Source organism: Simplicispira piscis (assembly GCF_054783455.1).
The window spans coordinates 284,177-306,085 of record NZ_BAAGQN010000007.1 but is presented as its reverse complement, the minus strand read 5'-3'; the positions used below and the strand labels follow the sequence as shown (position 1 = coordinate 306,085).

Below are 21,909 nucleotides of genomic sequence, written 5' to 3'. Positions count from 1 at the left end.
GATGGTCATTCACCGCACGATCCGCGTGCGCGACCTGTTCGAGATCCTGCGCGAATCGGGCGAGCTTTCTGCCGTGATTTTGCTGGTGGTTTCGCTCGCCGCCATCTTTGCGTTTTCGCTCTCCACATTGGGCGTGATCGACCCCATCACCAACGCCATCGTGCACTCTGGCCTGGGCGAAGGCACGGTGCTGACGCTGCTCATCCTGATGCTGATCGTGCTGGGCATGTTCCTGGACGGCATCTCGATTTTCCTGATCTTTGTGCCGCTGATGATGCCCATCCTGCAACACTACCAGTGGGATCCGGTGTGGTTTGGCGTAATCCTCACGCTGAACGTCGCCATCGGTCAGTTCACGCCGCCGATGGCGGTGAACCTGATGGTTTCGAGCCGTATTGCCGGCGTGCGCATGGAGGACACGACGCACTGGGTGCTGTGGCTGGTGGGCGCGATGTGCCTAGCCATGCTGGGTGTGATTCTCTGGCCGCAGTTGGCGCTGTGGCTGCCAGCCTATCTGGGTTACTGATTTTTCACAAGGAGACTAAAACCATGAAACTGCGTACCTTCCTCACCTCGGCCGTGGCCGCCGCCTCGCTGCTGGCCCTGAGCAGCCCCGCAGCCTTGGCGCAAACCGCCTACAAGAGCGAATACCGCCTGTCGTTGGTGCTGGGCACAGCCTTCCCCTGGGGTAAAGGCGGCGAGCTGTGGGCCAACAAGGTGCGCGAGCGCACCAGCGGCCGCATCAACATCAAACTCTACCCCGGTGTTTCGCTGATCCAAGGCGACCAGACACGCGAGTTTTCGGCACTGCGCCAAGGTGTGATTGACATGGCAGTGGGTTCGACCATCAACTGGTCACCCCAGGTCAAGCAGCTCAACCTGTTCTCGCTGCCTTTCCTGATGCCCGACTACGCCGCCGTGGATGCGCTGACCCAGGGCGACGTTGGCCAAACCCTGTTCAAGACGCTGGACAAGGCCGGTGTCGTGCCGCTCGCCTGGGGCGAAAACGGCTACCGCGAGATTTCCAACTCAAAGAAACCCATCAAATCGCCCGACGACCTCAAGGGCATGAAGATCCGCGTGGTCGGCTCACCGCTGTTCCTCGACACCTTCAGCGCCCTGGGCGCCAACCCCACGCAGATGAGCTGGGCCGACGCCCAGCCCGCCATGGCCAGCGGCGCCGTGGACGGCCAGGAGAATCCCTTGGCCATCTTCACCGCTGCCAAGCTGCACAGCGTGGCGCAAAAGTACCTGACGCTGTGGGGCTACATTGCCGACCCGCTGATCTTTGTGGTGAACAAGGACATCTGGAACTCCTGGACCCCCGCCGACCGTGAAATCGTGCGCCAGGCCGCCATCGAAGCGGGCAAGGAAGAAATCGCCATTGCCCGCAAGGGCGTGATCGAGGCTGACAAGCCCTTGCTCAAGCAAATTGAAGGCCTGGGCGTGACGGTGACCCAACTCACGCCCACCGAGCGTGCGGCCTTCGTCAAGGCGACCCGCCCGGTGTATGACAAGTGGAAGAGCCAGGTGGGCAACGACTTGGTCAACATGGCAGAAAAAGCGATTGCGGCGCGCAAGCAGTAAACACAGCGCTGCGCAACCAAACTACCCCGCTTCGGCGGGGTTTTTTATGTTCGCCCCACACGGACGCACATTTGCAGAAACAGGCTCCGCCACGAGTCGATGGTCCACGCCAGGCCACAGCCGTGGTTATGCGCAAAACTATGGACTTTATGCAGTTGCGCATTGATAATGCACGTCTACGCCCTGCGCCATGGGCTTGCACCACAAAACCATGGCACAGGGCGTTTCTACGCGCGCAGCCAGCCCACGAAGCTGCGCTCCCCGCAGTGCTGATGAACTTCTGAACGCCGCCGGCCATCGGGCGGCGTTTGTCCTTGTATTGCGGTTTTTCCGCACCACGAAAGCAGATCCATGCGCCAAGAAAGCGACTTCATCGGAGTCAAGACCATCCCGCCCGCGGCCTACTGGGGGGTCCACACCGCCCGCGCGGTCGAGAACTTCCCGATCACCGGCCACACCGTAGCCCAGATGCCCGAACTCATTCGCGCCTTTGCCTTTGTCAAAAAAGCTGCCGCCCATGCCAACCTGCAGCTCGGCGTGCTCAACACCATGCAAGCTGGCGCCATTGTCCAGGCCTGCGACGACCTCATTGCCGGCCAGTTGCACGACCAGTTTGTCGTCGACGTCATCCAGGGAGGCGCCGGTACCTCCACGAACATGAATGCCAATGAGGTGATTGCCAACCGTGCCCTCGAGCATCTGGGATTGCCCAAAGGCCGCTACGACACGGTCCACCCGAACGACCACGTCAACGCCTCGCAAAGCACCAACGACGCCTACCCTACCGCGCTCAAGCTCGCGACCTACTTCGGCATCCAGAATCTATTGGCTTGCCTGGCCGCCCTGCGCGGAGCGTTCCAGGCCAAGGCCGTTGAATTTGCCCCCGTCCTCAAAATCGGCCGCACACAACTACAAGATGCCGTGCCGATGACGCTGGGCCAGGAGTTCACCGCCTTTGCCAGCATGATTGCCGACGACGAAAAACGCCTGCGTGAATCGGCCTATCTGATGACCGAAGTGAACCTGGGCGGCACCGCCATTGGCACCGGCATCAACGCGCCCGTGGGCTATGTGGCCGCCGTCATTCCGAAGCTCGCCGAACTCTCGGGCGTGCCCGTCACCGCTGCGGCTGACATGATTGCCGCCACCGCAGACACCGGCGCGTTTGTCGACATCTCGGGCATCTTGAAGCGCATCGCCAGCAAGCTCTCCAAGATCAGCAACGACCTGCGCCTGCTTTCTTCGGGCCCGCAGGCCGGGGTGGGTGACATCAAGCTGCCCGCGCGCCAGGCCGGTTCGTCCATCATGCCGGGCAAGGTCAACCCGGTGATCCCCGAGGTGATGAACCAGGTGTGCTTTGAAGTGATCGGCAACGACGTGGCCATCACCATGGCGTCCGAAGCAGGCCAACTGCAGCTCAACGCCTTCGAGCCGCTCATGGGCTGGGCGCTCCACAAGAGCCTGACACACCTGGCGCACGCCTGTCGCACGCTGCAGGTCAACTGCGTCGAAGGCATTGAAGCCAACCACGCTCTGCTGGACCAGCGCATTACGGAGTCGATCACCCTGGTGACGGCGCTGAACCCGATCATTGGCTACGAAAAGGCCGCCAGCATTGCCAAGGCCGCCATGGCCAGCGGAAAGGCCATTGCCGTCACTGCCGAAGAGCTGGGCATCATGGGGCAGGTAGAAATGCGGCAGTTGCTGGTGCCAGAAAAGCTGACCCGGGTGGGGGCACTGAGCAAGAGCTGAGCGTATTGCAGGGGGTCTGCTGGAATACCCTCAGCAACCACCTGCACTTCAAGGTCAGGGGGGCCTGCAGCTGAAGCGGCCGTCCCTCCCAGCAGCCGAACGCGCACAACGAATATCCCACTTTATCAATCAGACACATTGGCTTGTCACAATTCGTAGGCACTTCTGGACGGCTTCTTTCATGCACTTTCAGTCCCACGATTTCAATCCACCTCTGACGGCTTGCGTTGCCCGCGCTCGGCATCCTGCAGCACACGTTCAGCCGTACGTTCGCTGGTCCGCATTCGCACTTGGTTTGCTGATCAGTGGCTTGCTCGCCACGGGATGTTCGGACAAAGCGCCCGCCGCGGACAAGAATGCCGCCGGCGCAGCCAAGGAGCCCACCAAGGTCGGCGTAATCACCCTGCAGTCACAAGCCCAAACGTTGACCAGCGCACTGGCCGGTCGAACCAGCGCCTTCATGAGCGCGGACATCCGGCCACAGATCAACGGCATCGTTCAAAAGCGGCTGTTCACCGAGGGGGCGACGGTGAAGGCCGGGCAGCCGCTCTACCAAATCGACGCAGCGCCCTACCAGGCCGCTGAAGCAGCCGCCAAAGCCGCGCTCGCCAAGGCGCAGGCCCAGGCGCGCACTGCCGAGGCCAACGCCAAGCGCAATGCCGAACTGGTGCGCATCGATGCCATCAGCCGCCAGGCCTACGACGAGAGTCTGGCAATTGCGGAGCAAACAGCGGCTGACGTCGCGGTGGCGCAAGCAGCCCTGGCGACTGCGCGCATCAATCTTGGCTACACGCGCATCGTCGCGCCCATTTCTGGACGCACAGCGCTCTCGAACGTCAACACAGGCGGTTTGGTGACGGCCAATCAAGTGGGTGTACTGACCACCATTTCGCAGCTCGATCCCATGTATGTGGACGTGACACAGTCGAGCAGCGATTTGCTGCAGCTCCAGCGCGATCTGGCCGCGGGCCGTTTTGAAAAACTGGGCGAAGGTGCCGTGCGCATCACGATTCTCCTGGAGGACGGCAGCAGGTACACCCACCCTGGACGACTGCAGTTTGCCGGTGTCACGGTGAACCCGAGCACGGGAGCCGTCACGCTGCGTGCGGTGGTGCCCAACCCCGACGGCATGTTGATGCCGGGCATGTATGTGCAAGCCCTGTTGCCGACCGGTATCTCCAGCGACGCGCTTCTGGTACCGCAGCGGGCCGTGACGCGCGACATTGCCGGCAAGGCCAATGTGCTGGTGGTAGGGCCAGAGAACAAGGTGGCGCGCCGCCCGATCGAGATCGACCGCGCCGTGGGCAGCCGGTGGCTGGTCAACAGTGGCCTGTCCGCTGGCGACACGGTCGTCGTGGATGGGTTCCAGCGCATCAAGCCGGGCGACACCGTAGCCCCGCAACCGGTGCAATTGCCTGACGCACCAAACCCTGCGCCGGGGGCGTCAGCGGCGGCGGCCTCCCCTGCCAGCAACCCTGCCCGCTAAGCGCAGGCCCACACCATGGCACCGTTCTTCATCAACCGGCCTATCTTCGCGTGGGTGCTGGCCATCGTCATCATGCTGGCGGGTGGTTTGTCCATCTTCACACTGCCGCTGGAGCAATACCCCGACATCGCGCCACCCAACGTGACGATTGGCACGACCTACACCGGCGCTTCTGCCGAAACGGTGGAAAACTCGGTCACCCAGGTGATCGAACAGCAACTCAAGGGCATCGACAACCTGCTCTACATGGGTTCGACCAGCGACGCATCGGGCCAGTCACGCACCACGCTGACGTTCAGCCCGGGCACCAACATCGACGTAGCGCAGGTGCAGGTGCAAAACAAACTGCAATCTGCCGTCAACCGCCTGCCCGAAGCCGTCAAGAGCCGCGGCGTATTCGTCAACAAGGGCGGCAACGACTACCTGACCACCTACAGCTTCACCTCGCCCGACCCGAACGTGAGCCAAGTGGACGTGGGCGACTATCTCTCGACCAATCTGGTCGATGTCATTGGCCGCGTCGATGGCGTGGGCGATGTGCGTGTCTTCGGCACGGGCTATGCCATGCGCATCTGGATGAACCCGGCGCTGCTGGAGAAATTCGCGCTGATGCCGTCGGATCTCATTGCTGCGCTGAACGCGCAGAACGCGCAGGTCTCGGCCGGCCAGCTGGGCGCCCTGCCCGCGCCACCGAACCAGCAGCTCAACGCCACCATCACGGCGCGCACCAAGCTCAAGACCGTGGACGAATTCAAGAACATCCTGCTCAAGGTCGCACCAGACGGCTCCGCAGTGCTGATGAAAGACGTGGCCCGTGTAGAGCTGGGCGCCGACAACCTATCCATCACCTCGCGACTCAACGGAAAGCCTGGCGCCGGCATGGGCATCGTGCTGGCCGATGGCGCCAATGCCACCTCCGTTTCCGACGCTGTGAACGCCAAGCTGGCGGAACTCCAACCGTATTTCCCCAACGGCTTAACGTCATTCATCAGCTCGGACTCCACCCCCTTCGTGCGTGCCTCCATCAAGGAAGTGGTCATCGCACTGATGGAGGCCATCGTTTTGGTGGTGCTGGTGATGTTCCTGTTCCTGCAGAACATGCGCGCCACGCTGATTCCAGCCATTACGGTGCCGGTCGTGCTGCTGGGCACCATGGGCGTGCTGTCGATTGCCGGCTATTCGATCAACACGCTGACCATGTTCGCTCTGGTGCTGGCCATCGGCTTGCTGGTGGACGACGCCATCGTGGTGGTCGAGAACGTCGAGCGGGTCATGTCGGAAGAAGGCTTGTCCCCCAAAGAGGCCACCCGCAAGTCCATGGCGGAAATCACCCCGGCACTGATCGGCATTGCCCTCACGCTGTCTGCCGTGTTCATCCCCATGGCGTTCTTCGGCGGCTCCACCGGCGTCATTTACCGGCAGTTTTCCATCACTATCGTATCGGCCATGGCGCTTTCGGTGTTCGTGGCGCTGAGCCTGACACCCGCTCTGTGCGCAAGCTTGCTCAAGCCGGTGGCGCGGGGCCAGCACGATACGCATGGCGGCACACCGCGGCGCGGGCTGCTGGGCATTTCGGACCGTTTTTTCCACTGGTTCAACAATCAGTTCGACCGCAACGCCAGCCGCTACCAGGGTGCAGTGGGGCGCTTGCTGCACAGCAGCAAACGCATGCTGCTGGTGTTCCTGGTCATTTGCGGCGGCACCGCGTTCCTGTTCAGCAAACTGCCCACGTCGTTCCTGCCGGTGGAAGACCAGGGCTACATGCGCATCCAGATCAGCCTGCCACCGGGCAGTACCGACGCGCGCCTGCAGGCGGTGATGCAGGAAGTCCAAAACTATTTCGCCAAACAGCCCGATGTGATCAGCTTCAACTCCATCACCGGCCTGAGTGGCGACCAGGCGTCGGCGCGTGGCTTCCTGCGCCTCAAAGACTGGAGCGAGCGCCAGCGACCAGACCAGAGCGCCGAGGCGATTGCCCGCAAAGCCACCCAAGACCTCACAGTACTGCGCGACGCACGCATTTTTGTGACACTGCCGCCCGCAGTGCGCGGCCTGGGCTCAGACTCGGGCTTCAACTTGCAGCTCAAGGACCTCAGCGGAGTGGGGCATGACGCATTGCTGCGCGCACGCGACCAGGTGCTGGAACTGGCCAAGGGCAACCCACAGATCCGCACGCTGCGCACGACCAACCTGGATGACAGCTCGCAGCTGGGCGTCACCATCGACGACCGAAAAGCCGCCGCGCTTGGTGTGAGTACCGCCAACATCAACAGCGTACTGTCCAGTGCCATGGGCGGCACCTATGTCAACGACTTCCTGAACGATGGCCGCGTCAAGCGCGTGTATGTGCAGGGCGACGCTCCGTACCGCATGCTGCCCCAGGATATCGGCCAGTGGACGGTGCGCAACGACAAGGGCGAAATGGTGCCTTTCAGCGCGTTTTCTTCAACCAACTGGACGTATGGGGCGCCGCAACTGCAGCGTTACAACGGCAGCCCGAGCTACGAATTCGTTGGTGACTCTGCGCCCGGCGTGAGCTCCGGCGCAGCGATGGATGCGGTCGAGGCCATCCTCAAACAACTGCCCGCGGGCGTGGGCTACGAGTGGACCGGCGCATCGCTGCAGGAGCGGCTGTCGGGCGCACAGGCTCCGCTGCTCTACGCCGTCTCGGTGCTGTTCGTGTTCCTGTGCCTGGCCGCGCTGTATGAGAGCTGGACCGTGCCGCTCGCCGTCGTCCTGGCCGTACCGCTGGGCGTGGTGGGGGCGCTGGTCTTCACCGGTGTGCGCGGACTGTCCAACGACGTGTACTTCCAGGTGGGCCTGCTCACCACCGTGGGCCTGGCGTCCAAAAACGCCATCCTGATCGTCGAGTTCGCGACGCAACTGCAGGAAGCCGGCCGCAGCGCTTACGACGCCACAGTGCAAGCTGTGCGCCTGCGCCTGCGCCCGATCCTGATGACGTCCATGGCGTTCGGCTTTGGCGTCTTGCCACTGGCGCTGGGCACGGGCGCTGGCGCCGGAGGCCGGCACGCCATCGGCACTGCGGTGCTCGGTGGTGTGATTTTTTCCACCACGCTGGGCATCTTCTTCGTGCCTGTGTTCTTCCTGGTGATCCGCAGTTGGTTTGCCAGTCGCTCACGCCACGAAGACAACGCCCCGCCGCCACCCGAAGCGCCTGTTGTGGAGGACGCCGTATGAATACGCCTCCTTTGTCGACACCCCCTGGCCCAGCGTGCGCGCCTGCACGCTCGGCACACCATGACAGCACGGTGCCGCTGTGGGTGACTGCGACCCTTGTCGCATCGCTGGCCGGTTGCATGAACCTGGCACCGCCCACACGCACTCCGGCAGCGCCCGTGCCCGCCGCCGTGGGCACCACGGCAGACGCTGTGCCAGCGCAGCCCACCGCCCAAAGCCTGGATCAAATCGAGGCCTTGGCCTGGGTCCAAGCACCCCAGTTGCGCCAGGTGCTCGCACTGGCACTCGCCAACAACAGCGACCTGCGCCTGGCCTTGACCAACATTGAAAAGGCCCGCGCGCAGTACGGTGTGCAGCAGGCCGACCGGCTCCCGACCGTGGCCGCATCGGCCCAGGCCAGCCGCACCCGGGCGGCGCAGGACCTGACGACGGCCGGGCGCGATCAGACCACCAGCCAGTTTGTCGCGCAGATCGGCTTTGCCAGCTACGAGCTCGACCTGTGGGGCCGTGTGCGCAACCTGAACGAGGCCGCCCTGCAGCAGTTTTTGCTCAGCACCGAGACCCAGCGCAACGTGCAGATCAGCCTGGTGGCCGATGTTGCCAACGCATGGCTCACACTGGCCGCCAACCAGGCCCGACTGGAACTGGCGCAAAGCACGCTCGAGTCGCGGCGCAAGGCGTTTGCCATCACACAGCGCATCTACGAGCTGGGCGCCACCTCCGGGCTGGTGCTGGCACAAAACCAGACCACCGTCGATTCGGCACGCGGTGATGTGGCCGCTTATTCCAGCCAGGTAGACCGCGACCGCAATGCGCTGCAACTGCTGGTGGGTGGCCCGGTCCCCGAAGCGCTGCTGCCGTCGCCACTGGGCAGCAACTCGCTCGGCGTTGCCGCCTTGGCAGCACTATCAACGCCTGTACCCTCCAGTCGACTGCTGGCACGCCCCGACATCCAGGCGGCCGAACACGCGCTGCGGGCAGCCACGGCAAATATCGGCGCCGCCCGTGCCGCCATGTTTCCCTCCATCAGCCTGACCGCGTCGACCGGTGCAGCCAGTAGCGAGCTGTCCAATCTCTTTGGCGCAGGTAACGGCACCTGGAGTTTTGTGCCGCTGGTGCGCCTGCCCATCTTCGACGGCGGCCGCAACCGCGCCAATGTGCAGGTGGCGCAGGCCAATGAGCAACTGGCGCTGACCCAGTATGAAAAAACGGTGCAGACCGCGTTTCGCGAAGCTGCCGATGCGCTGGCCGACCGCGCGCGCTGGGCAGAACGCCTTGAAGCCCAGGCGTCCCTGCTGGCGGCCACGCAAAAGGCGTTCGACCTGTCGGAGGCACGCTTCAAGGCCGGTGTGGACAACTATCTGTCGGTGCTGGACGCGCAGCGCAGCCTCTACGCAGCGCAGCAAACGCAGATCTCGCTGCTGCTGGCCGAGCAGGTCAATCGCGTCACGCTGTACAAAGTGCTCGGCGGGAGTTAATGATTCAACCGCACATTGATATAAAAACAATAGCTACTAATGCTTGCCATATAAGCGTTAGAGGCTAATTTCACCTGATTTTTTACACCCAGAACGGGCCTGTAGCACATCCATTGCTCAGGCGCTTGCGCCATCCCCATTTTGCTGCAGCGCCCACATCTGCGCATAACGCCCTCCTGACGCGAGCAGCACGCCGTGCGTACCGCGCTCGACAATGCGGCCGCCGTCCATCACCAGGATCTCGTGGGCATCGACCACGGTGGAGAGGCGGTGTGCAATGACCAGCGTGGTCTTACCGCGCGCCACGCTGCGCAGCTCGGCCTGGATGGCGCGCTCGTTGGCTGAATCAAGGGCAGAGGTGGCCTCGTCAAACACCAGAATGGGGGGGTTCTTGAGCAGGGTGCGGGCGATCGCCACGCGCTGCTTCTCGCCGCCCGAGAGCTTGAGGCCGCGTTCGCCCACCATGGTGTCGTAACCCTTGGGCGTGGACGCAATGAAGTGGTGGATGTGCGCAGCGCGTGCGGCCTGTTCCACTTCCTGTGGGGTAGCGCCGGGGCGCCCATAAGCGATGTTGTAGGCCACGGTGTCGTTGAACAGTACGGTGTCCTGCGGCACGATGCCTACACACGAGCGCACGCTGGCCTGCGTGACGCTGCGCATGTCCTGCCCGGCCAGGCTGATGCGGCCTTGCTGAATGTCGTAGAAACGAAACAGCAGCCGCGCCAGCGTGGATTTGCCCGCGCCCGAGGGTCCCACCACAGCCACCGTTTTGCCTGCCGGTATCTCAAAACTCACGCCGCGCAGAATGGGGCGGTCAGGTTCATAGGCAAAGTGCACGTCTTCAAAACGCACCGCCGGGCTGGTGCCAGCGGCGATGTGGAGCGGCTCGGCACCCGGTGCATCGGCCACCTCGCGCTCGCGGTCCATCAGCGTGAACATCTTGTCCAGGTCGGCGAGGTTCTGCTTGATCTCGCGGTAAATCACGCCAAAGAAGTTGAGCGGGATATAGATCTGGATCATGAAGGCGTTGACCATGACCAGGTCGCCCAGCGTCATGCGGCCATCGGCCACACCCTGCGTGGCGCGCCACAGCATGGCCACCAGCGCGGTGGCAATGATGGCCTGCTGCCCGCTGTTGAGCATGGACAGCGTACTCTGGCTCTTGAGCCGCACACGGCGCAGGCCTTCCAGGCTTTCGTCGTAGCGGCGCGCCTCGAATTCTTCGTTGTTGAAGTATTTGACGGTTTCATAGTTCAGCAACGAATCGACGGCTTTGGTGTGCGCCGCAGAATCCAGCGCATTGGCCTCACGCCGGAACTTGGTGCGCCACTCGGTGACGACCACCGTGAACGCGATATACACCACCAGCGCAGCCAGCGTGATCCAGACGAACCACATGTCAAAACGCGAACCCAGGATGGAGAGCACCAGCACCACCTCGACCAGCGTGGCAACGATGTTGAACAGGGCGAACGAGATCAGCGACTCGATACCGCGCACGCCGCGCTCAATGTCGCGCGTCATGCCGCCCGTCTGGCGCTCCAGGTGAAAGCGCAGGCTGAGCGCGTGCAGATGCCGGAAGGTGGTCAGGGCAATGCTGCGCGCCGCGCCCTGCGTGGCCTTGGCGAACACCAGCTCGCGCAATTCGGTGAACAGCGAGGTGGTCCAGCGCAAGGCCCCATAGCCCAGCAGCAGCGCGACGGGCACCACCAGCAGCGCAGTCACGGCGCCAGGGGGCACCGCCATCGCATCGACCAGTTTTTTGAGCAGCAACGGTACGCCCACATTGGCCAGCTTGGCCCCCACCATGAAGGCCAGTGCGGCCAGCACGCGCCATTTGTACTGCCACAGATAGGGCAGCAAGCGACCCAGGGTGGCCCAGTCAGAATGGGTGCGCACCGGGGCGCCGGGAGATGTTGGGGGAGAGGATTCGCCGTGGTGGCGCATGAGGGACAATTCTGTTGGTTACTTCTACCGAGATTGTGCCCATGTCCGACACCCCCAGCCGCACCTCCGCCCCATTACCCACCGACAAGGAACTGGTGCTCAAGGTCATTCCCATGCCGGCCGACACCAATGGCAACGGCGACATCTTCGGCGGCTGGGTCATGGCCCAGGTGGACCTGGCCGGCTCGGTGCTGCCCGCGCGCCACGTGCAGGGCCGCATGGCCACCGTGGCAGTGAACGAGTTTGTCTTCAAGCACCCCGTGCGCGTGGGTGACATCCTGTCGTTCTTCTCCAGCGTCAAGCGCATCGGCCGCACCTCGATCACGGTCGACGTGGAGGTCTTCGCCGAACGCTTTTCCGAGCAGGGCAACTATGTCAAGGTGACCGAGGCGCTGGTGACCTATGTGGCCATTGACGCCGAAGGCCGCCCACGCCCCCTGCCCGTGCGCTGATTTCAGAAGCGGGAAAAATCGGGCGCGCGCTTGGCCAGAAAAGCCGAGACCGCCTCGGCCAGTTCGGGGGAGCGCAGGCTCTCCTGCAGCGCCTGGCCTTCGCGCTCCAGCGCGGCCTCCAGTGCCGCCTGGTGGCCCTGGCGCAGCAAATGCTTACTACGGCGCAGAGGGCCGGGGGCCATCTGCGCCAGCGTGTCAGCGGTGCGCTGGGCACGCTCCATCAAACCGGCGGCGGGCTCCACGGAGGTCACCAGACCGGCCCGGAGCGCTGTTGCGGCATCGAAGGGCTCGCCCAGCAGCACCAGTTCGCTGGCCAGCCGCATGCCTGCGTTCAAGGGTATCCAATAGCTGGAGCCGAACTCGGGTACCAGGCCCAGCTTGGTGAACGGCATTTGAAAGCGCGTGCCCTCGGCGGCATAGACAAAATCGCAGTGCAGCAGCAAGGTGGTGCCGCCGCCGATGGCCAAACCGTGCACCGCAGCCACCAGCGGTTTTCCAAACGTCGTCAGGCGCCGCAGCAAACGCGCCAGCGCCGACTGCGCGTAGTCATCGGTCAGCAAGCTCGGCTGTATGCCCTTGAGGTTGGCACCCGAGCAAAACGCATCACCCGCGGCACTGATCAGCACCACGCGCACTTCGGGGTTCTGGTCGGCCTCGGCCAGATGGGCTTCGAGCGTGTTGAACCAGCGGTCGTCCATGAGGTTGCGCACCCCGGCTTGGCCAAAACGCAGGTGCAGCACCTTGTGCTGGATGTCGGCGGTGAAGTGAACGTCCATGGGGTCTCCGAAGGGGTTAGGGTTGCGTGAGGGGGACGAACGTAGAGCTGCGAGGGGTGCGTCATTCGGGCGCCAGAAACATCTGCAATGCGTGGGCGGCCAGTTCATCGAGCGAGAGGCGCCCCTCGGGGCGATACCACTGCGCCGCCCAGTTGAGTGCCCCAAAAATGAACAACCGGGCCAGGCCGGGTTCTGTGCGCAACGCACCTGCGTCGTACAGGGCGTGCAGCACGGGCATCCAGGGGGCTTCGTAGACCGTCTTGATTTGCGCAATGGCCTCGCGCTGGGCAGGGGTGAGCGAACGCCACTCGTACAGCATCACCGGTACAAAATCGCCTGCTGGGCCGAGCAAAATTTCACAATGGTGGCGCACCAGAACCGCGAGGCGCTCGCGCGGGCGATCATCGCCCAGCCCCATAAGGGCTTGCGCCTGGCTGCGGACGGCGCGCTGCATGCCCTCTTCCATCACGGCGTAGAGCAGCGCGTTCTTGCTTTCGAAATGGTAGAAGGGCGAGCCGCTGCGCATGCCTGCCGCCGCCGCGATATCGCGCGTACTGGCCGCATCGAAGCCCTGGGCACGAAAAAGCCGCGCCGCGCCGTCGATGATGAGCTGGCGGCGGTTGCCTTCGTCGCGCTCGTCCAGAGTCTTGCGGGGCCGCCCCCGGCGCCGCGTCGCCACAGGCATGTCAGGCACCACAGCGGGCCCGGACGAGGGATCAAGGGGTTGGGCAGACATGCCCGGCACGATAGCCGGGTTTGGTTATTTCAGCAAGCAAGTGCTTTGCAAAAAGATCCTGCAGCGGTTGATCCGCCGCAGGATGCGGATCAGGCAGCGATGGCGACCGCCTCGGGGCTGCGTGCACCCGTGCCGCGGGCCGGGCTGCTGGCCGTTCCCACGTCAACTTCGCCCGAAATCTGGCCGCCCTCCTCGATCACCAGTTTGCCGTAGCGAATCTTGCCGCTCACCTTGCCAGTACTGTAAATCACCAGCTTCTGCCGTACCGTGAGCGTGCCGCTGAAGTCCCCCCGGATTTCGGCGATATCAATATCGGCCGAGCCCCGGAAGGCCCCTTGCTCAGAGATCTGGATCACGCGCGAATCCATGGTGGCTTCGACGGTACCTTCCACCACCAGGGTGTCGCAATCGGTGATCTCCACACCCTTGAGTTTGATGTTGGGGCCCACGGTCAGCTTGCTGCCTGTGCTCTCGACCGGCGCCTTGGTGTTGACCACGGCTGCCGAGGACGTTTGGCTGGTGTTACCGGCAGGGTTCAGTCCGTTGGCATTGCCCTGCGCAACGGCGGGCTGGCGAGGCTGGAAGGTTTCGGGTTCACGCTTGCCAAAGAAGGGGTTTTGCACGGCCATGGAATCTCCTAGAAAAGACACCATGATGAACACCGATCGATGCAAAAGCTGCCTGTATTGCGCAAGAACGGTAACCAAACGGTTCGATGCTTGCATGCGCTTGCAGTCTTTGCAGCAGCACACATGCGTGCCACCGGCCCGTGCAGTCGATCGTCAGGAAACGATGTAGGCGGCCGCCCCGGCCGACATCATCTGGCCGTCGGGCCCCAGAAACTCCATGCGCGTGGTAGCCACGCGCGAGCCCAGGCGCAGCACCTGCGCGCGCAGCTCGAAATGGTCGCCAATGCCGGGTCGCAAGTAGTCAATGCGCAGGTCGATGGTGCCCAGCTTGGCAAAGCGGTGCAGGCGCTGCAGGGGTTCCTCGTCCATGTGGCGGGCACCGATGGCGGCCATCACGGCGAGCCCGCCCATGGCATCCAGCCCGGCACTGATGACACCCCCATGGATGCGGTTGTAAGCAAAGTGGCCCACCAACTCGGGCTTCATGTCGATACGCCCGACGACTTGCTCGGGCGCCATGCTCACGATCTTCAGCCCCAGAACCTGGTTGAAGACGATCTTTTCCTCGAAGATGGACTTGAGCCCGGCAATGAACTCAGGCTCGAAGGGTTTGACCGGCGCGGGGGTTTTGCTCATGGGGGTCCTGCAAAGGAACGGTGCCGGCGCACGGCGCTGACATCGATTGCTTCTGTTTTAATAGCTGCTAGCGCAATATGCATAAGCGCTAGAGGCCATTTTTACCTAAAAGTGCTGTGTGTGCACAGAATTGCAGGACACCGGATCCGGCCTGCGGCGCGGGCCGCCCGAGCTCAAGCCTTCAGCACTGGCTGAAATCAGGCTTTCTTTTGGCCATGAACGCCGTGAAAGCTTCGCGCGCAGCGGGTTCGCCCAGCATGCGGCCAAAGCTTTCACCTTCCTCGGCCATGCGCGCAAGCACGGGCGCCGTCTGGCCCAGCTTCATCAGGCGCTTGGTCTCGATCAGCGAGGACAGGGGCTTGGCCGCCAGCTTGCGGGCCTGGGACTGGGCGATAGCGTTGCATTCAGTGGGAGGCACCACGCGGTTGACCAGGCCCACTTCCATCGCGGCCTCGGCCATGAAGGGCTCGCCCAGCAAAAGCGCCTCGGCAGCGCGGTGGTAGCCCAGCATCTGCGGCACCAGCAGGCTCGACGCCGCTTCGGGGCACAGGCCCAGATTGACGAACGGCATGGAGAACGCAGCGTTATCGCCCGCGTAGACCAGATCGCAGTGCAGCAGCATGGTGGTACCGATGCCCACCGCCGGACCACAGACCGCAGCCACCACGGGCTTGGGAAAGGTGGCGATGGCGCGCAGGAAACGGAACACCGGCGAGTCCTGCGAGGCCGGGGGCTGCTGCAGAAAGTCACCAATGTCATTGCCGGCGCTGAACACGGCCACATCGCCCTGCAGCACCACGGCACGCACGTCGGTTCCTGGGGTAGCCGCCTCGAAGGTTTCAGCCAGGGTGGTGTACATGGCGCGGGTGAGGGAGTTCTTCTTGTCCACCCGGTTCAAGGTGATGGTGGTCACACCGGCTTCGGTGTGCACCAGGATGTCGTTTTGGATTGCGCTCATGGGACGGGTTCCTGAAAAATGGAAAACAGGCTGGACACGCGGGAGATGCGGCCCTATTCCTTGTAGTAAACAATCTGGTGGCTGGTGGCGAGCATGGTGCCGCTCTCGCTCCACAACTGCACCGTCTGGTCGAAAAAGCCATTGCGGAATTCCTGCGCACGGGCCTGCCCGAGCACATGGCCTGTGCCGGTGGTCGCCAGCTGCGCCGCGCTGGCATGGAAATACACCGTGATCGACACCGTTCCCGCAGGCACGTGCACTGCGCGACGCAACCAGACGCGCGGGAAGAACACATCGGCTAGCGCGGCCAGCGCACAAAAATCAAGGGGCCGCGGCGGGCTATCGCGCATCCAGACCTGCGTCAGGCTGCTATCGCCCTGGCCATTCCATTGCCGGGGCAAGGCGCCCGTCACGGGGCGCAGGTCGTAGCGGCTAAACCATTCGATGCCCGGTGCGGGCGGGTAGGCGTCCAGCCCTTCGGGGCCGGGCACGGTAGGCATGGCCACATCGGCCAGGCTCCAGGTCTCGCGCCGCACGGCCGTGACGGCCGTGGCGGTGGTGGTGACCACCTGCTCGCCCTGCGCGTCCGTTTGCAAAATGGACACGGTCCAGTGCTGCGTGGAGCGGTTGGTACGCACCGGCGTGGCCTGCACGGTGAACGGCCCGGTGGACAGCGCCCCCGCATAGTTGACAGTGAGCGAGAGCGGATCACCCAGGCGGTCCGGGTGCAGCAGGATGGCCCGCAAGGCCGTGGCGGCCGTGATACCGCCAAAAGGCCCGACCATGTTCCAGTACGCTGGGCTGGTGTGCCCCCGCAAAAGGCCCGGGGCGGTAGATTCAAGCACCAGGGCCTGGTCAAAAGAGTGGGGTGTCGTCGTCATGCTGGACAGTGTGCCGCTAAATCACTACTTATACCGTCGTGCCGGTGACTGGCAGCCCGGCCAACCCCAACAGGTCGGCCACGGCGCGCGGCCACAGCGTCTGGCGAAACTGCTCGCGGAAGAACCCGAAATGCCCAATGCGCAGGGCGTTGATGTCTTCGGGCGCAATGCGCTCCACCCGGGCCGGGGCATTGCGGTAGAGCTTGACCAGGCTGTGCGTGCCGCGCAGGGTCATCAGCTCGTCATCGCTCATCCACAGCGCCAGCACCGGAAAGCGCACGGCGGCATAGCTTTGCGCAGCGGCAGGGCCTTCGGCCCCCACGCTGTAGGTGGGATGAAGACACCAGCGGCGCCATTGCAGGATCACACCGGCAGGCAAGTCGCCCACCTTGCGCAACGTGCGCCCCGGAAAGTAGCCCCACAGGCGCGTGGCCAGCGGCACCAGCACCCACCAAAAATACGGCACCATGCGTTTGAGGCGGGGCGCGTTCTCACGCCAGTAGCCGCTGCCCGCCGCCACGCTGAGCAGGCCATCGACTTGGCCGGGGTTGCGCAGCAGGCCGGGTAGCTGCGCGCCCAGGCTGTGACCCAGCAGGTACAGCGGCTGCTCGGGCAGGGCCGCGCGCGCAGCCGAGATCACAGCCTCGTAATCGCGTGCCCAGTCGAACAAATTGGCGCGCACCTCGCGCATGGGGCCGACGAGCGAGTCGCCATGGCCCCGGTAGTCGAAGGTGGTGACGCGAAAACCCTGCCCCGCAAGCCACTGCGCGAATGCCGCGTAATAGTCCTGCCGCACCCCCATGGCCCCGCCAATGACCACGCTGGCACGCACCGCGCCCTCGGGCTCGAAGACGCTCAGCGCCAGGGTGGTCGAATCATCGACCCGCAAGCTCTGCTTGTTCATGCTGTGTCTCCTGTCGATCACGCTGCTCTGCGTCAGCTTGAGTTTCAGAACACTCCGCCCTCAAGAAAGGGCTTACACCCTGCCCTCAAGGGCGTAGCGAGCGGGTGTCAGGCTAGGCGGACGGAGCGCAGCAACCGGAACGTACTTGCGGTACGTGAGGATTGCGAGCACCGCCCAACGACGCATGACGCCCGCGCAGTAGCCAGTTAAACGGCCTCGAAGATGCCGGCGGCGCCTTGGCCTGTGCCTACACACATCGTCACCATGCCGTACTTCAGCTTGTGGCGGCGCAGCGCGTGCACCACCGTGGCGGCGCGGATGGCGCCCGTGGCACCCAGCGGGTGCCCCAGCGCAATCGCCCCCCCCATGGGGTTGACCTTGGCCGGGTCCAGGCCCAGGGTGCGCACCACGGCAAGCGACTGGGCCGCAAAGGCTTCGTTCAATTCGAACCAGCCAATGTCTTCGTGCTGGAGGCCGGCATAACGCAGCGCTGCAGGAATCGCCTCGATGGGGCCGATGCCCATGATCTCGGGCGGTACGCCGCGCGCGGCGTAGCTCACAAAGCGCGCCAAGGGCGTCAGGCCAAACTGCTTGACGGCCTTTTCACTGGCCAGGATCAGCGCACCCGCGCCGTCGCTGGTCTGCGAGCTGTTGCCGGCCGTGACGCTGCCACGGGCGGCAAACACGGTCTTGAGCTTGGCCAGCGCTTCAAGCGTAGTGTCGGGGCGTGGGCCTTCGTCCAGGTGCACGGTGCGCTTCTTCGCGATCACTTCGCCGGTGGCGAGGTCGGGCGTGCGCTCGGTGATCTCAAAAGGCGTGATTTCGTCGGTGAACTCACCGGCCTGCTGGGCCTTGACAGCGCGCAGGTGCGATTCCAGCGCAAACGCATCCTGGTCTTCGCGCGAAACTTTCCATTGCTGGGCCACTTTTTCCGCCGTCAGGCCCATGCCGTAGGCAATGCCGATGTCCTCATCACGGGCAAACACCTCAGGGTTGAACGAAGGCTTGTTGCCGCCCATGGGCACCATGCTCATGGATTCAGCGCCGCCAGCGATCAGCACGTCGGCTTCGCCCACGCGGATGCGGTCGGCAGCCATCTGGATGGCCGTGATGCCCGAAGCGCAAAAACGGTTCACCGTGACACCGCCCACGGGGTGGGAAAACGCCAAACCCATGGCGATACGGGCCATGTTCATGCCCTGCTCGCCCTCGGGAAACGAGCAGCCGATGATGGAATCCTCGATCGCCCTGGGGTCCAGCGTGGGTACCTGCAGCATGGCGCTCTTGATGGCGGCGACCAGCAGGTCATCGGGGCGGGTGTTGCGGAAGTAACCGCGGCCCGAGCGCCCGATGGGCGTGCGCGTGGCGGCAACGATATAGGCTTCCTGGACTTGTTTTGCCATGGGGTACTCCTTCAGTTCTTGGGGCGGCTGGAGGGAATCCAGGCCCAGGTAAATTCACATTGCACCGGCTCGGCGCCGGTTTCGTCGGTCACGGTGACCTGCACCTGCACCTCGCCCTTGTCGCTTTGCTGCATCAGCGCGCGCTGTTCGACGGTGAGGGTGGCGACTGCACGCAAGGCGCCCTGGGCGCGTTTCTTGAACGCCACCTTGAGTTCCTTGGCCAGCGGCAGGCAGTCGTCGCGCACGTTCATGCCCACCACCATGCCGGTGGCCGTTTCGGCCAGCAGCGTCATGGCGGCGGCGTGCACGCCGTGGATATGGTTTTGCACGCGGCGCTGGTTGGCTACGGCCACTTCCACACGCTGCGGCGTCAACGCCACGTACTGCAACCCCGCTGTACCCGTGAAAGGCACAGCGCGGCGCAGCACCAGGTTGCGCGCCCAGGGGCGGGCAACCGCAGGCACCCGGTCGAGCTGGCCCAGGGTGCGGGCCAGCCGGTTGGGGCGTGTGGCCGCGAGGGTGGCAGCAGCGCGGCCCATGTCAGTTGCGAACCGGCTTGCCGGTGCTGAGCATGCCCAGGATGCGTTCCTGCGTCTTGGGATGGGTGATCAGGCTGCAGAAGGCCTTGCGCTCCATGGCCATGAGGTATTCCTCGCTGACCAGGGAACCGGCGTCTACGTCGCCGCCACAGACCACGCCTGCGATCAGGCTGGAGATGTGGAAGTCGTGTGCACTGATGAAGCCGCCGTCGCGCATGTTGACCAACTGCGCCTTGATGGTGGCAATGCCGCTGCGGCCAGCCACCGAGAACAAGCGCTTGTGCGGTGCACGCCAGCCGCCCCGGGCCATCGCCTTGGCTTCGTTCAGCGCCACAAACAGCAGCTCGTCCTTGTGCGGCACGATGACATCGCTCTCGAGCAGGTAGCCCAGTTTGCGCGATTCCAGCGCACTGGTGCCCACCTTGGCCATGGCGGCGGCGGTGAAACCTTCGGTCAGGAAGGGCAGCACGTCCTTGGACGTGGACTGCGCCATGTTCTCGGCGGCGCGGCGCGCAATGTAGGTCAGGCCACCAGCGCCGGGCACCAGGCCCACGCCCACTTCGACCAGGCCGATATAGCTTTCCATGTGCACCACGCGGCGGGCCGAGTGCACGGCCAGCTCGCAGCCACCGCCCAGCGCCAGGCCACGAATGGCCGACACCACGGGCACACCGGCGTAGCGCAGGCGCAGCATGGTGTTCTGCAGCTCTTGCTCAGCGCCCTCAATGGCGCTGACACCGGCGATCATGAAGGCCGGCAGCATGGCCTGCAGGTCGGCACCGGCGCTGAAGGGCTCGTCGCCCGACCACACCACCACGGCCTTGTAGTCCTTCTCGGCAATATCGACCGCCATGGCTAGACCCTCGGCCACGTCGGGGCTGATGGCGTGCATCTTGGTCTTGATGCTGGCGATCACCACTTCGTCGTCCAGCGTCCACAGGCGGATGGCGTCGTCTTCGTGCAGTGTCTTGCCCGCCGTCTTGTAGTCGGGCAGGGTTTCGCCCAGCAGCGCCTCGGGGAAGTGCTGGCGCTCGTACACGGGCAACTGGCGGCGTGCAATGAATTTCGCCTTGGATGCGCTCCAGGAGCCTTGCGCGGTGTGCACGCCACCGGCCTCGGCCACGGGGCCCTTGAAGACCCACTCGGGCAGTGGCGCCTTGGACAGTGCTTTGCCCGCGTCGATGTCTTCCTGGACCATCTTCGCCACTTCAAGCCAGCCAGCCTCTTGCCACAGCTCGAACGGACCCTGCTTCATGCCAAAGCCCCAGCGCATGGCCTGGTCCACATCGCGGGCGTTGTCGGCTATTGTTGAAAGGTGCACGGCGGCGTAGTGGAAGCTGTTGCGCAGGATGGCCCAGAGGAACTGGCCCTGCGCGCCCTCGGCATTGCGCAGGAGCTTGAGGCGCTCGGCAGCAGGTTTTTTCAACATGCGGCCGTACACCTCGTCGGCCTTCTGGCCGCCGGGCACGTACTCTTCGCCTTCCAGATCAAAACGCAGAACGTCGCGGCCCACCTTCTTGTAGAAACCAGCCTTGGTTTTCTGGCCCAGGTTACCCAGCTCCAACAGCTTCTTGAGCACGGCGGGGGTTTCAAAACTGCCGTAGAACGGGTCGCTCTCCTCATGGAGGTTGTCCTGCAGCGTCTTGATCACGTGGTTCATCGTGTCCAGACCCACCACATCGGCGGTGCGGAAGGTGCCGCTGCTGGCGCGGCCGAGCTTCTTGCCGGTGAGGTCGTCCACCACGTCGAAGCTCAAACCGAAGTTCTCGACCTCCTTCATGGTGGCCAGCATGCCGGCAATGCCGACGCGGTTGGCGACGAAGTTGGGGGTGTCGTGTGCGCGTACCACACCTTTGCCCAGGCCGCTGGTAACAAAGGCTTCGAGCTGGTCGAGCACCTCGGGGGCGGTGGTGGGAGTGTCGATCAGCTCCACCAGCGTCATGTAGCGCGGTGGGTTGAAGAAGTGGATGCCGCAAAAGCGCGGTTTGATGGACTCGGGCAGCGCTTCGCTCAGTTTCGTGATCGACAGGCCCGAGGTGTTGGATGCCACGATGGCGTGCGGGTTGACGAAAGGCGCGATCTTTTTGTACAGATCGAGCTTCCAGTCCATGCGCTCGGCAATCGCCTCGATGATGAGGTCGCAGTCGCGCAGTTGCTCCAGATGCTCTTCGTAGTTGGCCTGGCCGATCAGCGCTGCATCGTCCGCCACACCCAGCGGCGAGGGCTTGAGCTTCTTCAGGCCTTCGACGGCCTTCATCACGATACCGTTCTTCGGACCTTCTTTGGCAGGCAGATCAAACAGCACCACGGGCACCTTGACGTTGACGAGATGCGCAGCAATCTGCGCGCCCATCACGCCTGCGCCGAGAACGGCGACTTTCTTCACTTGGAATCTAGACATCACTATTTCTCCATGGAGCCGCGCTGCAAGCGCTGGACTCCGTTGTCGGACACCCCGCGACTGGCGCCGGGCGGACTGGGTGGTTTACTGGACGCGAACCCAGGTTTGCGTGCGACCGAAGGGGCCAATGGAGCCGCGCACTTCCA

At 63.9% G+C, this 21,909-nt stretch carries 18 protein-coding genes and 1 other RNA gene; 7 read left to right on the top strand and 12 right to left on the bottom strand.

Annotated elements, in window-relative coordinates:
* The 6 genes from ACYVOC_RS04835 to ACYVOC_RS04810 all read left to right on the top strand — a co-directional run.
* Window positions 1–526, top strand: a 526-nt coding sequence (locus tag ACYVOC_RS04835) for a TRAP transporter large permease subunit (protein ID WP_461161038.1), incomplete at its 5' end; no start/stop codon positions are given.
* Window positions 527–549: 23 nt separating this feature from the next.
* Window positions 550–1,587, top strand: coding sequence for a DctP family TRAP transporter solute-binding subunit (locus ACYVOC_RS04830; protein WP_116002724.1), 1,038 nt, complete (start codon window positions 550–552; stop codon window positions 1,585–1,587).
* 351 nt (window positions 1,588–1,938) lie between these two features.
* On the top strand, window positions 1,939–3,339 hold the full coding sequence (locus ACYVOC_RS04825) for an aspartate ammonia-lyase (RefSeq protein WP_461161037.1): 1,401 nt from the start codon (window positions 1,939–1,941) through the stop codon (window positions 3,337–3,339).
* A gap of 181 nt (window positions 3,340–3,520) precedes the next feature.
* Window positions 3,521–4,825, top strand: a complete 1,305-nt coding sequence (locus ACYVOC_RS04820) for an efflux RND transporter periplasmic adaptor subunit (protein ID WP_461161036.1) — start codon at window positions 3,521–3,523, stop codon at window positions 4,823–4,825.
* 15 nt (window positions 4,826–4,840) lie between these two features.
* Complete coding sequence (locus tag ACYVOC_RS04815; protein WP_116002719.1) at window positions 4,841–8,023, top strand: efflux RND transporter permease subunit; 3,183 nt, start codon at window positions 4,841–4,843, stop codon at window positions 8,021–8,023.
* On the top strand, window positions 8,020–9,501 hold the full coding sequence (locus ACYVOC_RS04810; protein ID WP_461161035.1) for an efflux transporter outer membrane subunit: 1,482 nt from the start codon (window positions 8,020–8,022) through the stop codon (window positions 9,499–9,501). Before ACYVOC_RS04815 ends, ACYVOC_RS04810 begins: the two co-directional genes overlap by 4 nt.
* 117 nt (window positions 9,502–9,618) lie before the next feature.
* Here ACYVOC_RS04810 and ACYVOC_RS04805 read toward each other — a convergent pair whose 3' ends face one another.
* Complete coding sequence (locus ACYVOC_RS04805; protein WP_461161034.1) at window positions 9,619–11,448, bottom strand: ABCB family ABC transporter ATP-binding protein/permease; 1,830 nt, start codon at window positions 11,446–11,448, stop codon at window positions 9,619–9,621.
* A 41-nt stretch (window positions 11,449–11,489) separates the two neighbouring features.
* On the opposite strand from ACYVOC_RS04805, the gene ACYVOC_RS04800 reads away from it, so the two are divergent.
* Window positions 11,490–11,900 carry an acyl-CoA thioesterase gene (locus tag ACYVOC_RS04800; RefSeq protein WP_116002714.1) on the top strand — a complete coding sequence of 137 codons (411 nt, stop codon included), beginning with the start codon at window positions 11,490–11,492 and terminating at the stop codon, window positions 11,898–11,900.
* A 2-nt stretch (window positions 11,901–11,902) separates the two neighbouring features.
* Here ACYVOC_RS04800 and ACYVOC_RS04795 read toward each other — a convergent pair whose 3' ends face one another.
* The 11 genes from ACYVOC_RS04795 to ACYVOC_RS04745 all read right to left on the bottom strand — a co-directional run bounded on the left by ACYVOC_RS04795 (window position 11,903) and on the right by ACYVOC_RS04745 (window position 21,763).
* Window positions 11,903–12,676, bottom strand: a complete 774-nt coding sequence (locus ACYVOC_RS04795; RefSeq protein ID WP_116002712.1) for an enoyl-CoA hydratase/isomerase family protein — start codon at window positions 12,674–12,676, stop codon at window positions 11,903–11,905.
* 61 nt (window positions 12,677–12,737) lie between these two features.
* Window positions 12,738–13,412 (bottom strand): TetR/AcrR family transcriptional regulator, encoded by a 675-nt coding sequence (locus tag ACYVOC_RS04790; protein ID WP_116002710.1) that lies wholly within the window; start codon window positions 13,410–13,412, stop codon window positions 12,738–12,740.
* Between the two features lie 89 nt (window positions 13,413–13,501).
* Entirely contained in the window at window positions 13,502–14,041 is a 540-nt protein-coding gene (locus tag ACYVOC_RS04785) for a bactofilin family protein (protein WP_116002708.1), read from the bottom strand.
* Window positions 14,042–14,194: 153 nt separating this feature from the next.
* Window positions 14,195–14,677: a thioesterase family protein gene (locus tag ACYVOC_RS04780; protein ID WP_116002706.1), complete on the bottom strand. Its 483-nt coding sequence runs from the start codon at window positions 14,675–14,677 to the stop codon at window positions 14,195–14,197.
* A 181-nt stretch (window positions 14,678–14,858) separates the two neighbouring features.
* Window positions 14,859–15,635: an enoyl-CoA hydratase gene (locus ACYVOC_RS04775; protein ID WP_461161033.1), complete on the bottom strand. Its 777-nt coding sequence runs from the start codon at window positions 15,633–15,635 to the stop codon at window positions 14,859–14,861.
* Between the two features lie 53 nt (window positions 15,636–15,688).
* Window positions 15,689–16,516 carry an acyl-CoA thioesterase gene (locus ACYVOC_RS04770; RefSeq protein WP_461161032.1) on the bottom strand — a complete coding sequence of 276 codons (828 nt, stop codon included), beginning with the start codon at window positions 16,514–16,516 and terminating at the stop codon, window positions 15,689–15,691.
* Window positions 16,517–16,544: 28 nt separating this feature from the next.
* Window positions 16,545–17,420, bottom strand: a complete 876-nt coding sequence (locus ACYVOC_RS04765; RefSeq protein ID WP_461161031.1) for an alpha/beta hydrolase family protein — start codon at window positions 17,418–17,420, stop codon at window positions 16,545–16,547.
* A gap of 69 nt (window positions 17,421–17,489) precedes the next feature.
* Window positions 17,490–17,576, bottom strand: a non-coding RNA gene (locus ACYVOC_RS04760) — sX9 sRNA.
* 50 nt (window positions 17,577–17,626) lie between these two features.
* On the bottom strand, window positions 17,627–18,823 hold the full coding sequence (locus ACYVOC_RS04755; protein ID WP_116002699.1) for an acetyl-CoA C-acyltransferase: 1,197 nt from the start codon (window positions 18,821–18,823) through the stop codon (window positions 17,627–17,629).
* Window positions 18,824–18,834: 11 nt separating this feature from the next.
* Window positions 18,835–19,362, bottom strand: a complete 528-nt coding sequence (locus ACYVOC_RS04750) for a DUF4442 domain-containing protein (protein WP_116002697.1) — start codon at window positions 19,360–19,362, stop codon at window positions 18,835–18,837.
* Window position 19,363: 1 nt separating this feature from the next.
* Window positions 19,364–21,763 carry a 3-hydroxyacyl-CoA dehydrogenase/enoyl-CoA hydratase family protein gene (locus ACYVOC_RS04745; protein ID WP_461161030.1) on the bottom strand — a complete coding sequence of 800 codons (2,400 nt, stop codon included), beginning with the start codon at window positions 21,761–21,763 and terminating at the stop codon, window positions 19,364–19,366.
* Between the last annotated feature and the right edge of the window lie 146 nt (window positions 21,764–21,909).

Excerpts from the sequence above, each read along its gene's own strand:
- ACYVOC_RS04825 (WP_461161037.1), top strand. The coding sequence starts at position 1,939 with ATGCGCCAAGAAAGCGACTTCATCGGAGTCAAGACCATCCCGCCCGCG.
- ACYVOC_RS04810 (WP_461161035.1), top strand. The coding sequence starts at position 8,020 with ATGAATACGCCTCCTTTGTCGACACCCCCTGGCCCAGCGTGCGCGCCT.
- ACYVOC_RS04795 (WP_116002712.1), bottom strand. The coding sequence starts at position 12,676 with ATGGACGTTCACTTCACCGCCGACATCCAGCACAAGGTGCTGCACCTG.
- ACYVOC_RS04785 (WP_116002708.1), bottom strand. The coding sequence starts at position 14,041 with ATGGCCGTGCAAAACCCCTTCTTTGGCAAGCGTGAACCCGAAACCTTC.
- ACYVOC_RS04800 (WP_116002714.1), top strand. The coding sequence starts at position 11,490 with ATGTCCGACACCCCCAGCCGCACCTCCGCCCCATTACCCACCGACAAG.
- ACYVOC_RS04750 (WP_116002697.1), bottom strand. The coding sequence starts at position 19,362 with ATGGGCCGCGCTGCTGCCACCCTCGCGGCCACACGCCCCAACCGGCTG.
- ACYVOC_RS04745 (WP_461161030.1), bottom strand. The coding sequence starts at position 21,763 with ATGTCTAGATTCCAAGTGAAGAAAGTCGCCGTTCTCGGCGCAGGCGTG.
- ACYVOC_RS04790 (WP_116002710.1), bottom strand. The coding sequence starts at position 13,412 with ATGTCTGCCCAACCCCTTGATCCCTCGTCCGGGCCCGCTGTGGTGCCT.
- ACYVOC_RS04770 (WP_461161032.1), bottom strand. The coding sequence starts at position 16,516 with ATGACGACGACACCCCACTCTTTTGACCAGGCCCTGGTGCTTGAATCT.
- ACYVOC_RS04765 (WP_461161031.1), bottom strand. The coding sequence starts at position 17,420 with ATGAACAAGCAGAGCTTGCGGGTCGATGATTCGACCACCCTGGCGCTG.
- ACYVOC_RS04830 (WP_116002724.1), top strand. The coding sequence starts at position 550 with ATGAAACTGCGTACCTTCCTCACCTCGGCCGTGGCCGCCGCCTCGCTG.
- ACYVOC_RS04775 (WP_461161033.1), bottom strand. The coding sequence starts at position 15,635 with ATGAGCGCAATCCAAAACGACATCCTGGTGCACACCGAAGCCGGTGTG.
- ACYVOC_RS04805 (WP_461161034.1), bottom strand. The coding sequence starts at position 11,448 with ATGCGCCACCACGGCGAATCCTCTCCCCCAACATCTCCCGGCGCCCCG.
- ACYVOC_RS04780 (WP_116002706.1), bottom strand. The coding sequence starts at position 14,677 with ATGAGCAAAACCCCCGCGCCGGTCAAACCCTTCGAGCCTGAGTTCATT.
- ACYVOC_RS04755 (WP_116002699.1), bottom strand. The coding sequence starts at position 18,823 with ATGGCAAAACAAGTCCAGGAAGCCTATATCGTTGCCGCCACGCGCACG.
- ACYVOC_RS04820 (WP_461161036.1), top strand. The coding sequence starts at position 3,521 with ATGCACTTTCAGTCCCACGATTTCAATCCACCTCTGACGGCTTGCGTT.
- ACYVOC_RS04815 (WP_116002719.1), top strand. The coding sequence starts at position 4,841 with ATGGCACCGTTCTTCATCAACCGGCCTATCTTCGCGTGGGTGCTGGCC.